The organism is Comamonas sp. NLF-1-9 (genome assembly GCF_019195435.1).
Taxonomy (GTDB): Bacteria; Pseudomonadota; Gammaproteobacteria; order Burkholderiales; family Burkholderiaceae_C; genus Comamonas_C.
The window spans coordinates 2,041,363-2,053,475 of sequence record NZ_CP078069.1; the positions used below are offsets into that span (position 1 = coordinate 2,041,363).

At 67.1% G+C, this 12,113-nt stretch carries 9 protein-coding genes; 6 read left to right on the top strand and 3 right to left on the bottom strand.

Going from position 1 to position 12,113, the window contains the following annotated elements:
- Positions 1-37 precede the first annotated feature (37 nt).
- The 6 genes from KUD94_RS09765 to KUD94_RS09790 all read left to right on the top strand — a co-directional run bounded on the left by KUD94_RS09765 (position 38) and on the right by KUD94_RS09790 (position 8,080).
- Positions 38-2,002 (top strand): glycosyltransferase family 2 protein, encoded by a 1,965-nt coding sequence (locus tag KUD94_RS09765; protein ID WP_218237035.1) that lies wholly within the window; start codon positions 38-40, stop codon positions 2,000-2,002.
- Positions 2,003-2,360: 358 nt separating this feature from the next.
- On the top strand, positions 2,361-3,899 hold the full coding sequence (locus tag KUD94_RS09770; protein ID WP_218237036.1) for a cell surface protein: 1,539 nt from the start codon (positions 2,361-2,363) through the stop codon (positions 3,897-3,899).
- Between the two features lie 105 nt (positions 3,900-4,004).
- Positions 4,005-4,943, top strand: a complete 939-nt coding sequence (locus tag KUD94_RS14755; protein WP_255568701.1) for a peptidylprolyl isomerase — start codon at positions 4,005-4,007, stop codon at positions 4,941-4,943.
- Positions 4,944-4,980: 37 nt separating this feature from the next.
- On the top strand, positions 4,981-5,781 hold the full coding sequence (locus tag KUD94_RS09780; RefSeq protein WP_218237037.1) for an ABC transporter permease: 801 nt from the start codon (positions 4,981-4,983) through the stop codon (positions 5,779-5,781).
- Between the two features lie 102 nt (positions 5,782-5,883).
- Positions 5,884-7,140: an ABC transporter ATP-binding protein gene (locus tag KUD94_RS09785; protein WP_218237038.1), complete on the top strand. Its 1,257-nt coding sequence runs from the start codon at positions 5,884-5,886 to the stop codon at positions 7,138-7,140.
- A 7-nt stretch (positions 7,141-7,147) separates the two neighbouring features.
- Positions 7,148-8,080 carry a hypothetical protein gene (locus KUD94_RS09790; RefSeq protein ID WP_218237039.1) on the top strand — a complete coding sequence of 311 codons (933 nt, stop codon included), beginning with the start codon at positions 7,148-7,150 and terminating at the stop codon, positions 8,078-8,080.
- Here KUD94_RS09790 and KUD94_RS09795 read toward each other — a convergent pair.
- The 3 genes from KUD94_RS09795 to gspD are packed head-to-tail and all read right to left on the bottom strand — an operon-like array spanning position 8,049 to position 12,065.
- The gene (locus KUD94_RS09795; protein ID WP_218237040.1) at positions 8,049-9,260 is read right to left on the bottom strand and encodes an acyltransferase; all 1,212 of its coding nucleotides are present in this window, start codon (positions 9,258-9,260) and stop codon (positions 8,049-8,051) included. The two genes, KUD94_RS09790 and KUD94_RS09795, sit on opposite strands and share 32 nt — an antisense overlap.
- Complete coding sequence (locus KUD94_RS09800) at positions 9,229-9,636, bottom strand: hypothetical protein (protein ID WP_218237041.1); 408 nt, start codon at positions 9,634-9,636, stop codon at positions 9,229-9,231. The genes KUD94_RS09795 and KUD94_RS09800 overlap by 32 nt, the downstream gene beginning before the upstream one ends.
- 32 nt (positions 9,637-9,668) lie before the next feature.
- Complete coding sequence (gene gspD / locus KUD94_RS09805) at positions 9,669-12,065, bottom strand: type II secretion system secretin GspD (protein WP_255568702.1); 2,397 nt, start codon at positions 12,063-12,065, stop codon at positions 9,669-9,671.
- Positions 12,066-12,113 lie beyond the last annotated feature (48 nt).

A 12,113-nucleotide genomic window follows, 5' to 3' on the forward strand; every position in this document is an offset into this window, starting at 1 on the left:
CCCTTTTTGCGGCGCCGCCGCATTGCGCCCCTTCTCCATGCCTGCTTCATTGAACTACCTGCAACAGCTTGCCCACCGCCTGCGCCTGCTCGCGCGCAGCCTGCGCTTTCTGGCCCGCGACCACGTCAACCTGCGCTGGAACCTGCGCCAGTTGCACGCCGCCTGGAAAGAAGACGGCGCCAGCGGGCTCAAGTCCGCGCTTGCCGCCTTCGGCAACGGCATGCCCGAGCCGGGCGAACGCCAGCTCGACCCCGCCGCCTACGCCCTGGCCGTGCGCCGCGCCGTGCGCCGGCTGCGCGCGCCCGTATCCATAGGCATTCTGGTGCCGGTCTTCAACACCCCCGAGGCCATGCTGCGCGCCATGCTCGAATCGGTGCGCGCGCAGTGGTATCCGCACTGGCAGTTGTGCATTGCCGACGACGCCTCCAGCGCCGCCCACGTGCGCCCGCTGCTGCAGGAATACGCCCAGCGCGACCCGCGCATCCGCCTGCACCTGGGCCAGAGCAACCGCGGCGTGTCGCACGCCACCAACCAGGCGCTGGCGCTGTGCGACTGCCCCTTCGTCGTGCTGCTGGACCACGACGACCTGCTGGAGCCCCAGGCCATCTACCGTGTTGCCGAAAGCGTGCGCGAAGACGACCCCGACATGCTCTACTCCGACGAAGTCGTGGTCAGCGAAGACGGCGCCCAGGTGCTGCAGCACGTGCTGCGGCCCGCCTTCTCGCCCGAATACCTGCGCGAACACCCCTACATCGTGCACCTGCTGGGTTTTCGCACCGCGCTGCTGCGCCGGCTGGGCGGCCTGGACGAAAGCCTTGCCATCTCGCAGGACTACGACCTCGTCCTGCGCGCCAGCGAACAGGCGCGCAGCATCGTGCACATCCCCGAGATCCTCTACCGCTGGCGCACCCACGCCAGCTCCGCCGGCCACACCCAGGCCGACGAAGTCGTGCGCATGTCCACGGCAATACTGCAGCGCCACCTGCAGCGCGTCGGCTTGCCCGGCCAGGTGCAGCCCGGCGCCTGGTTCAACTTCTACGCGCCGCACTACACGCTGCAGCCCGGGCAGCGCGTGGCCATCATCATCCCCACCAAAGACCAGGGCGCGCTGGTGCGCCAATGCATCGACAGCCTGCAGGCCACCACCGCCGGCCTGGACTGCGACATCCTGCTGATAGACCACGACTCCAGCGACCCCGCCGCGCTCGCCTGCTTTGCGCAGCTTGGCGCCAGCGGCGTCAAGGTGCGCCGCTACAGCGGGGCCTTCAATTTTTCGGCCATCAACAACTGGGCGGTGCGCCAGCTCGGCCTCGGCTACAGCCACTACCTGTTTTGCAACAACGACATCCAGGCGCTGGAGCCCGGCTGGCTGCAGCGCATGCTGGCGCTGGCGCAGCAGCCGGGCGTGGGCATCGTCGGCGCGCAACTGCTCTACCCCGACCAGCGCACCATACAGCACGCCGGCGTGTGCGTGGGCGCCTACGGCGTGGCCGAGCACTACGGCAAGTTCCTGCAGCGGCCCGAAGGCCCCTGGCGCGCCATGTACCAGGGCCGCCTGATCGCCACGCACGAGGTAGCCGCAGTCACCGCCGCCTGCCTGCTCATGCGCAGCGAAACCTTTGAAGCGCTGAACGGCTACGACGAAAGCCTGGCCGTGGGCTTTGGCGACGTGGACTTGTGCCTGCGCACCCTGCAGGCCGGCTGGCGCATTCTGTACTGCCCGCACGCCACGCTGATACACCACGAGTCCTACACCCGCGGCAAGGCCCAGGGCTACGACCCGCACCCCGAAGACTCCGCCGCCTTTCTGGCGCGCTGGCACCGCTGGATTGCCGAGGTAGACCCCTACTACCACCCGGCGCTGGACCAGAACAGTACCTGCTGGCAGCCGCGCGAGCCGCTGCCCTGCACCCTGGCCCTGCGCCGGCGCGTGTGGCAGCCGGCCGCCGCACAGCCCGGCCAGCAGCAATTGCGCCGCCCCGCCCCGGCGCGCCCCCGTTAGCGCGCAGCGGCGCGCCAGCGCGGCCTTTGCATGCCACGCAAGCCGCGCAAGCCGCGCAAGCCGCAGGGTTTTGGTGCGCCAAAGCAACACTTTGTAGCGCAATGGCGCCCATTACACCCCCAGGCCTCGCCGCCGCCCGGCGCCTTCGGTAAACTCTTGGCGACCCGCTCATTGGCTGCTTGCGGAAGGGTGGCGCAACCGCCCCGCTGTCCGGCAGTCGCGTGTGAAGCGTTGTTTTTTCCAAACAGCGCGCCACCGCTGGGTGAAACGGGCGCTAACCCTCAAAAAGCCTGTGCTACCATCAACTAGCGTAATCAATCTTGGTAGTTGCGCTTTCAACTTTAACTGGAGTTCATACATGAGAAAGAACCTTCTCGCCCTGAGCATTGCTGCCATGGTTGGTGGCTTGGCTGCCGGTGCGGCCAATGCGGCTGTGATCGCAGCTGGCACGACTGCGACGGGCCTGGCACCCACGGTGACGGGCGTCGGTCATATCCTGACCATCCCCTATTTCACGACACAGGGCACCAACAAGACTCTGTTGAATATCGTCAACACCGACACGACCAATGGCAAGGCCGTCAAGCTGCGCTTCCGCGGTGCCGCGAACTCCGATGACGTGTTCGACATCACCGTTTACCTCTCGCCCGGCGACGCCTGGTCTGCCGAGGTTGCTGCCGACGCTGCGGGTTTCTCGCGCCTCGTGACCAACGACAACTCTTGCACGCTGCCGAGTCGCCAGGACATCCGCGACGCAAACAATGGCCGCTTCAAGATCCATCGTGTTCTGAACGCCGACCCGGCCCAAACCCGCGAAGGCTACGTCGAAATTCTCAATACCGCCGACATTCCTGCCGGTAGCGCGCTGTACACGGCCATCAAGCACGTCAACGGCGTCGCCCCCTGCACGGCCGGTGTCATGGATGCCCAGGAGGCCGACTTGATCGATCCGGCTCCCGCTGCTCCCCCCTTCGCGACCGATGCGGAGAACCACGCCTACGCCAATGCGCGCGGCTACGACAACCCCACCGGTGGTCTGATGGCCAACTGGGTGGTGGTGAACGTCGCCGGCTTTGCGTCGCATTCCGGTGAGGCGGTTGCGGTTGAAGCCACGGGTGGCACTGGCGCTGGCGCCATCGTCTGGTGGCCACAAACTACCGATACGCCGATCTACCAAGCGGATGGTGCCGCTATTACGGTAGCGGATATGACGGCGGACCCGTTGCTGAATCACGCAACCTTCGCATCGCAAGTGGCCAATTACGACTTCCCCGATCTGTCTACGCCTTACACCACCTTTGGTGGCGTGGGTGGCGGCATTGGAGGGTTGGCCACGCCCGAAGAGCAGGCCGACGACCTGACTGCGTCTTTGGCGACCACATCCGTCACCAACGAGTACATGACGGCCGACGGTTTCTCGACCGACTGGGTGTTCTCCATGCCCACTCGCCGCTACGCGGTGGCCATGGGCTATCACTTGCCCGCAGCTACGCGCCTCCTGCTGCGCGGCGGTGCTGGCAATGATTACTTCAACGCCCTCAACACTGCCATGAATATCACGGCTGACCGCATCTGCGTGACTCCGGGCAATATGCGCGCATACGATCGCGAAGAAGGCACTCAAAGCGTCTTCGTGATTTCTCCTGACGCGAATTTCCGCCTGTGCGGCGAAACCAGCGTGCTGTCCTTCAACAATGAAGGTGCTTCGGTACTGGGTGCTGCCATTGCCCGCGCCAACATCAAGACCAAGGGCGCCGAAGGCTGGTTCCGTCTCAACACGCCGTCTGCAAACGCCATTGCCGGCGGCGTTAGTGGCCTGCCGATCATCGGCTACGCCGCTGCCAAGGTCTCCGGCGCCAACCTGGGTGGCACCTGGAAGCACCGCACGGCCCGCTGATCCGCAACCGGTTCAGCAGCTATGCGAGAAAGGCGGGGAACCTTCCCCGCCTTTTTTATTTCCCAGACACTTCTGGCCTTTCCTCCCTCTTTTGCGTTTTCCATGATGAGACTTCTGCCCCCGTCCCGGCGCCTGCGCACAGGCGTCTTGTGCGTGCTTGCGCTGGCCGGCGCCGCCACGGCGCAGGCCACTGATGCAAACTCCGTGCTGCTGGAAGGCGCCGGCGTGCAGGTGAGCACGGGCGACGTGCTGCGCGAAATTGCCGACCAGCCGCTGCAGACCCGCGCACAGTTGTTTGCCGACCCCGACGTGCTGCGCAACGTGGTAGACCACATCTATCTGCGCCGCGCCTTTGCGGCACGGGCACTTCAGCAGGGCCTGAACAATACACCCGAAGTGCGCGAACGCCTGCAGGCCTTGCGCGAGGGCGTGCTGGCCGAAGCCATGCTTGGCTCCATCCGCAGCGGCGCCACGCCACCGACCGACGCCCTGGAAAAAGCGGCCCGCGCCGCCTACCAGGCCGAACGCGAGCGCTTTCAAGCCCCGGAGCGCACGCACGCGCGCCACATCCTGGTGCGCGGCACCGATGAAGCGGCCCATCAGCGCGCACGGCAACTGCTGGAGGAACTCAAGGCCGGCGCCGACTTTTCCCGGTTGGCGAAGGAAAATTCCGCAGATCCGGGCAGCGCCGCCAAGGGCGGAGACCTGGGCTTCTTCGAGCGCGGCAAGATGGTCGCCCCCTTTGAGAAGGCGCTGGATGCGCTGCAGCAGCCGGGCGAGCTGAGCGAGCCGGTGCTGACCCAATTCGGCTGGCACATCATCCGCCTGGAGAAGCGCGTCCCGGCCATGGCGCGCTCCTACGACGAGGTGCGCGACGAGCTGTACGCTGAAATCATTGGCCGGGCGCAGACGCGCGCCCAGCAGGAAGCTAACGAGCAACTGCGTGCCCAGGCCCAGGGCGACGAGACGCTGCTGCAGTCTTTTGCGGCGCAAGAAAAGGCCAAGCTTCCGCCGGTAGATTTCAGTGCTCGCGCGGGCAAATAAGCCCCTTGCCTGCTCCGGCTGATTTCACCTTCCGCACGTGCATGCATTGCTAGCCGACGCAAACGCCTTGTGGCGTGCCCGCAGCCTGTGCTGGGTGCTGACCCGCCGCGACATTGCGGCGCGGTATGCGGGCACGGCGCTGGGCGTGCTCTGGGCCTATGCCCAGCCGCTGCTGACAGTGGCCGCCTACTACCTGGTGTTTGACGTGGTGTTTGCCATGCGCCTGGGTGCGGGCGCACCCACGCGCGCCGTGGGCACCTACCTGATTGCCGGCCTGCTGCCCTGGATGGCGTTTGCCGACGCGCTCTCGCGCGGCATGACCAGCCTGGTGGAGTCGGCCGGGGTGCTGCAAAAGAACGCCTTGCCGCCCATGCTCTTCGTGGCGCGCGCGGTGCTGGCCAGCAGCGTGGTTTATGCGCCGCTGCTGGTGCTGCTGCTGCTGGCCTATGCGCCGCTGCACGGTTTTGCGCCGGCCATGGCGGCGCTGCCGCTGCTGGTGCTGGGCCAAGTGCTGCTGTGTCTGCTGTGGGGCGCGGTGCTGGCCATTTTGGCGGCGGCGCTGCGCGACGTGCTGCAACTGGTGAGCTTCATCTTGTCGCTGGGGGTGTTTTTGTCGCCGGTGCTGTTTCCCATGGACATGTTCCCCGCAGCCGGGCGCTGGCTGCTGTGGCTCAACCCCATGACCGGCTGGGTACTGGGCTACCAGTCCACGCTGTTGCAGGGCGCCTGGCCCGCCGCCGGCGCCTGGCTGGCCATGGGCGCCTGGCTGCTCGCCGGCGCGCTGGTGCTGGAGCTGCTGCTGCGGCGCAGCCGCGAGCAACTTGTGGATTGGCTGTAGCGATGTTCTGCACTCTTTTTGATAGCTGTTGGCGCTTGCGTGGCGGGCGTTTGGGCCGGTTTTCATTGAAATACTGGCGCACGGCGCGCGCACGGTTCTGAGATGCTGCTCTCCTCCCCCGCACGGGTTGCCGCCGACGCCCCGGCCACCTTGCTTGCTCGCGGTCTGGGCAAGGAATACCGGGTCTATGCTTCGGCGCGCCAGCGTCTGTGGTCGCTGCTCACGGGCGCCAGCCGCTTCACCAGCCACTGGGCGCTGCGCGATGTGTCGCTGCAGTTGCAGCGCGGCCAGTGCCTGGGGCTGATTGGCGACAACGGCGCAGGCAAGAGCACGCTGCTCAAGCTGCTGACGGGCACGCTGCAGCCCACGCAGGGGCGGCTGGAGCGGCGCGGGCGCGTGACTGCCATCCTGGAGCTGGGCGCGGGTTTTCACCCGGATTTCACCGGGCGGCAGAACCTGTACTTCGGCGGCAGCCTGATCGGCATCGGCGCGGCGCAGATGCGCCAGCTCGAGCCCGAGATCATTGCCTTTGCCGAGCTGGCACAGGCGATGGACCGCCCGCTCAAAACCTATTCTTCCGGCATGGTAGTGCGGCTGGCCTTTGCGCTGGTGACGGCGGTGGAGCCCGACCTGCTCATCATCGACGAGGCGCTGGCCGTGGGCGACCAGCACTTTCAGAAGAAGTGCGTGGAGCGCATCGAGGCGTTTCGCAACAATGGCTGCACCATCTTGTTTTGCTCGCACAGCCTCTACCACGTGCAGCGGCTGTGCGACAGCGCGCTGTGGCTGCACCAGGGCAGGCCGCGCGCGCTGGGGCCCACGCCCGAGGTGATTGCCGCCTATGAGGCGCATGTACGCTCGCAGGCGCTGGCCGGCCAGGCCGGGGCCGAAAGCCTGGCCCCCGGCGCCGGCGCCGCCACGCAAGCGGCGCAGAGCACGGCGCCCGCCCACGCGCACATTGAAGGGGTAGAGCTGCCCGACGTGCTGCCCGCCCCCGGCGCCGATTGCGGGCGCCTTGGTTCGCCGCACCTGCGCATCACCATCCGCGCCCGCGCGCCTGCGGGCGAGCAGCCGCACATGGGGGTGATGCTGGAGCAGGTGGGCGGCGGCGTGGGCATTACCACGGCGGGCACGCACGTCGATGGCGCCCGGCCGGTGCAGGACGCCAGCGGCGCCTGGGTTGCGACGGTGACCTTCACCGACCTGCCGCTGCACACCGGCCAGTACAGCGTGAGCGCCTACTTGTTCGACGCCATGGGTCTCGTGGTCTACGACGAGCACAAGGATTGCGCGCGCTTTCAGCATGTGCTGCCAGGTTCGACGCCCGGCCTGGTGCATCTGCCGCACCACTGGAGCTGAAGCACGCATGCAGCGCATTACCCGCAAGCGGCTGCGCACGGAGCTGCGCGACCTGGTCGAGCTGGTGCTGGCCCCGGGCCTGGCGGCGGTGCTGCCCTGGCGCTGGTGTTTTGCGCTTTTTCGCCGGCTGGCTACCCTGCCCTGGCTGTACCGCGCGGGCTGCGCGCAGGCGCTGGCCCAGGCGCAGGCGCTGGGCCAGGTAGCGCCTGGGCAGGAGACCGCCTGGCTGGCCACGCGCCGGCTGGTGACGCTGGTAGACCACGCCGACCACTGGCTGGCGCTGACGCGCAGCGACGCCTTCATGCGCCGCCACCTGCGGCTGCAAGGGCAGTGGCCGGCGCCCGACGAGGCCGCAGTCTGCCTGACTTTTCACTGGGGCGCCGGCATGTGGGCGCTGCGCCACGCCGGCCAGGCGGGCCTGCAGGCGCATGCGCTGGTAGCCGCAATGCAGGGGACGCCCTTTGCCGGGCGTGGCGTGCTGCGCCGCTACGCCCTGGCGCGCACCGCCAGCGTGGGGCGGGCGCTGGGCCATGCGCCGCTGGTGGTGTCTGCCAGCCTGCGCCCGGTAGTGCGGGCGCTGCGCCAGCGCCAGCAGGTATTTGCCGCAGTAGACGTGCCCGCAGACCAGGTGGACGCGAGCCTGATCGTCACCCTGTGCGGCCGCCAAGCGCGCGTGCCCAAGGGTTTGCTGCGCCTGGCGGTGGACATGCAGGTGCCGGTGGCGGTGTATCTGACCGGTTTTGACCTGGCCACCGGCCGGCGCGAGCTGCAAATCGTCCGGCTGGGGCCGCACGCCGATGTGCAGTCGCTTGCCGATGCGGTGTTTGCCCATCTGCAGTCTGCGCTGGCGCGCAATGGCGCCTTCTGGCACTTCTGGGCGGAGGCCCCGCGGTTTTTCGTGCCAGAGCTCAAAAGGGAGACGCATCCACCCGGCGGGTGAAGCGCTCGCGCAGGTCGGACACGGGTTTTTCAAACCCGTGGAAGATGCAGGCCGACACCGCCAGCGTGGCCGTCAGCCATCCGGCAACCACCGCCGCGAGGTACTGCGGCGAGCGCGCGGCGTTGATCTGACAGAAGTGCAGGAACAGGTAGAGGATGGGAAAGTGCGCCAGGTAGATGGAGTAGGTGTAGTCGCTCAGGTGCGCCGTCCAGCGCCGCAATTGCACGCCGCCCTGCAGTTTCTGCGTGATCCAGGGCATGGCAAGAAAAGTCCCCAGCCCCATGAGCGTGATGGAGAACACGCTGCACAGCTTGCGCAGCTCTGCGCCGGCCATGTGCGGGCGCACCAGCAGCATCACGGCCAGCAGGCCCGCCAGCATGAGCACCAAGCCCAGCGCCGCTTTGGCGCCGCTGCGCGCACGCCACCACTGCGGATACCAGCGGTTGATGGCCGCAGCCAATACGCCCCAGCCGGTGGCGTCCAGGTGGTAGATGGTGACGCGCCGTATCTGTGCGTCCCACTCCATGAATTCCGCCGGGGTGGCATGCAGCCAGCGGCCCGCGGTCGGCATCAAAAGCAGCAGCGCCGCGGACAGGAAGAAGGCGTGCTTCTTGCCCAGCGTCATGAGCCCGAGCAGGCCCACCATGAACGGCAGCGTCAGGTAGAACCATTCGTCGAGTGCCAGCGACCAGGATTCCCCGAAGAAGTGCGGCACCCTCTCCTGCCAGGCCAGGTTCTGGGAAAACACCAGGTAGGAGGCTGCAAAGCTGCCCTCGGCCACGCCGAGCCAGACCAGCAGCGCGTTGACGAGGATGAAGAAATAGTAGTTGGGGATGGTGCGAAACCAGCGCCGCAGCCAGAAGTCCTTGGCACCGCCCCACCAGTTGCGCCCCTGCTTGTCGAAGCTGCGTATCATCATCGCGCCGATGAGAAAGCCGCTGAGCACGAACAGCCATTCGATGGCAATCACGGCGCTGGCGCTCAACACCGCGATGGCGCCCTCGGGCCGCACGAGCCCGGGGCCAAAAAAGAAGCCAATCAACGCGTGATTGGCCAGCACGACGGCGATCGACAGACTGCGCAGGTAGTCCAGACCAGCGTTTCTGCGTCGCAGGGCGGCTGCGGGTTTCTCGCCCCGCGTCACCGCGTCAGTCGCGCTGGTAGAACCACCATTGGCCATCTTCCTTGATCCAGGTCTCGAACATCTCGGACTGTATCGGCTTGCCCCCAAAACCGGGGGCCACGACGAGCACGCCCAACTCTACGGTTGCCACGCAGCGGTCTACCTCGTCGCATTTGACCTGGGTGACTTTGGGCTCTACCCAGGCGGCGCCGGTGCCGAAGCGGTTGCGGTAGGCCTTGCGGTCATTGAGCGCGCGGTAAGAGGGCGCGAGGTAGTCGTAGGCCTGGTCGAAGTTGCGCGCCAGCAGCAGGTCCACGCGCTCTTGCGCGCGCGCGCGCACGATGTCTTGCGGTTGCGCCGGCGGCGCGCTCGCGCAGCCGCCAAGCGCAAGCGCGCCGGCGATGACAAGGGTATGGGCAAGGGTCTTGTACATGGATTTCATCGTAGTGCTCTCGATCGGATGGGTTACTGGGCCAGCGCCGGGCCGGCAGCGGTGTCGCGCAGCGGCGCGGGCTGCTCGGGCGCCTGCTCGGCGGACAGCGACACCAGCCCTCTCATGCGATAGCGCAGATCGTCACTGATGGCGCGCACGTCCACGTCGCTGCGCACGACCTTGGGCGTGAGAATCACCAGCAATTCGGTTCGTTCCCCCTTGTTCGTGGTGGTGCCGAACAAGCCGCCGACGATGGGCAGCTCATGCAAGATGGGCACGCCGCCCTTGCCCTGTGTCTCGTTGTCCTTGATGAGGCCGCCAAGCACGATGGATTCACCCGAGCGCACCGCAACCTTGCTGCTGATCTGGCGCTGCATGAACACCGGCTGGTTGTTGACGGTGGCGCTGCCGAAGTCGGCCACGTCGGTGACGGATTGGTCGATCTGCATGGTGACCAGGTTGCCGGCGTTGACCGAGGGGGTGACCGCCAGGCTGACCCCGGTGTCGCGGTATTGCACCGTGCTGGTCACGGCGCCGGTGGTCGACAGGATGTCCGTCACGCTCGACAGTATCGGGATCTGGTTGCCCACCGCCATCATGGCCTGGTGGTTGTCCAGCACCATCAGCGAGGGGTTGGAGATCATCTTGACCTTGGTGTCCTTGGACAGCGCGTTGAGCGCCACGCGGATCTTGCTGAGCGAGTTGACCAGCGAATAGGTGAAGCCCTGCGTGCCGGCAACGCCCAGGTTGGCCGCCGGCGCCGGCATGGCCGCAGTGCCCGAGCGCAGCGTGCCTATGCCCTGGTAGTTGCCGCCCACGCCGCCATCAAAAGCCCACTGCAGGCCGTAGGCGAGACTGTCGTTGAGGGTGACCTCCACGATGGAGGCCTCGATGAGCACCTGGGTAGGCGGTTGGTCCAGCCGCTTGAGAGTGGCTTCGATCTTTTCGAATTCCGCCCGCGTACCCCATACGAGCAGGGTGTTGTTCAGGTCGTCGGACATGACGCGCACATTGCCGATGTTGGCGCTGACGGGTGCCTGCATCTGGCCGGGCTGCACGCCGGCCTGCGCTTGCGTTGCCTGCGGCAGCCCGAAACCCCCGCCGAAACCGCCGCCGAAGCCTGTGTTGAAGCCCGGCGAGCCAAAGGCGCCGCCCGGCACTGCGCCGCTGCGCGAGCCCAGGGGGTTTTGAAAGCCGTTGCTGCGCCAGCCCGGGCCCTGCACCACGCCGGGCGCGCCAAAGGCGCCGGTGCTGCCCGTCACCGCGGCCAGACCGGGGGCTACCCCGCTGTTGGCGTAGGCAGGGGCGGGAGAGCCGCCGAAGATGCCTTGCAGCACCGTGGCCAGATGGCGGGAGTTGCCGTTTTGCACCTTGTAGATGTTCAGCTGCGGCTCCATGCCGTTGTCGGTGGGCCGGTCAAAGCGCTCGATGAAGTCGCGCACCTGGTCAAGATAGGCCGCGCGCGGCGTGACGACGAGCACGCTGTTGATCCGCTCGATCGGAATCAGGCGCAGCGCGCCATACAAGGGGTTGGACTCGGTGATCGCCGGCGCCGCATTTGCCGGCGCGCCAGGTGTTGCGCTCTTGCTGTCCTGGCCTGCGGGCTTGGCTTGAGCGGCGGGAGTGCCCGCCCCCGCCGAACCGGCGCCGCCGATGACGCGCAATGCCGATTCGAGCTCTGCCACGGATACGTATTTGAGCGGAAACACGCCAAGCGACATGCCTTTGAGCAGGTCGACGTCGAAGGTCTTGACGATCTCCAGCCAGCCTTCTGCCTGACTGCGCGTGCCGGCGAGGATGAGCAGGTTGCGCACGGTGTCCACGCGCAACAGGCTGTTGGCCGGAATCATGGGGCGCAGGATGTTCGCCATCTCGCCCGCGCCGATGTACTGCAGGGGAACGATGATCGGCCCGGTGCCCGGCGCGATCGTGACGGCATCTATCTGGCGCACGCCCGGGCTGACTGCGTTGACCGCGTCGGGCGGACCGACGTGGTAGCTGCCGCGCACGTCGCGCACCATGGCCAGGCCATTGGCCGACAGCGCGCTTTCAAGCAGGAACATGGCGCGGTCTGGCGCTACCGGCGTGCGGGTAGCCAGGGTGACAAAGCCGTTGAGCGGCGGGTAGAGCACGTAGTCCACCTTCAGCAGGTCGCCCAGTATGGTGCGCACCACCTCGGCTATCGGCGCTTCTTCGAAGTTGAAGCTGATTGCCGGCCCCGTCAGACGGGGCGCTGCCGGTGCGGCGCCTATGACCTTGTCGGTGCCGCGCAGGATGCGCGGCTCGTTGGCGGAGAGCGGCGCCGTTTCGGGGGCTGCCGCGCCAGGCGCCGCGGCGGAGGGGGCGCCGTCGGCAAGCGCGGCAGTGGCGATGGCGACAGCGCCGAACGCCACGAGGGCGCAGGAGAGCAAGTGTTTGCAGAAAGTCATGGTGTGCGCCGGGGTCGGAGACCAGTACGGGGTTTGCAGACAGGCATG

Bases quoted from the DNA above. Each gene is read 5' to 3' on its own strand.
- KUD94_RS09765 (WP_218237035.1), top strand. From the start codon at position 38: ATGCCTGCTTCATTGAACTACCTGCAACAGCTTGCCCACCGCCTGCGC.
- KUD94_RS09770 (WP_218237036.1), top strand. From the start codon at position 2,361: ATGAGAAAGAACCTTCTCGCCCTGAGCATTGCTGCCATGGTTGGTGGC.
- KUD94_RS14755 (WP_255568701.1), top strand. From the start codon at position 4,005: ATGAGACTTCTGCCCCCGTCCCGGCGCCTGCGCACAGGCGTCTTGTGC.
- KUD94_RS09785 (WP_218237038.1), top strand. From the start codon at position 5,884: ATGCTGCTCTCCTCCCCCGCACGGGTTGCCGCCGACGCCCCGGCCACC.
- KUD94_RS09790 (WP_218237039.1), top strand. From the start codon at position 7,148: ATGCAGCGCATTACCCGCAAGCGGCTGCGCACGGAGCTGCGCGACCTG.
- KUD94_RS09795 (WP_218237040.1), bottom strand. From the start codon at position 9,260: ATGGCCAATGGTGGTTCTACCAGCGCGACTGACGCGGTGACGCGGGGC.
- KUD94_RS09800 (WP_218237041.1), bottom strand. From the start codon at position 9,636: ATGTACAAGACCCTTGCCCATACCCTTGTCATCGCCGGCGCGCTTGCG.
- gspD (WP_255568702.1), bottom strand. From the start codon at position 12,065: ATGACTTTCTGCAAACACTTGCTCTCCTGCGCCCTCGTGGCGTTCGGC.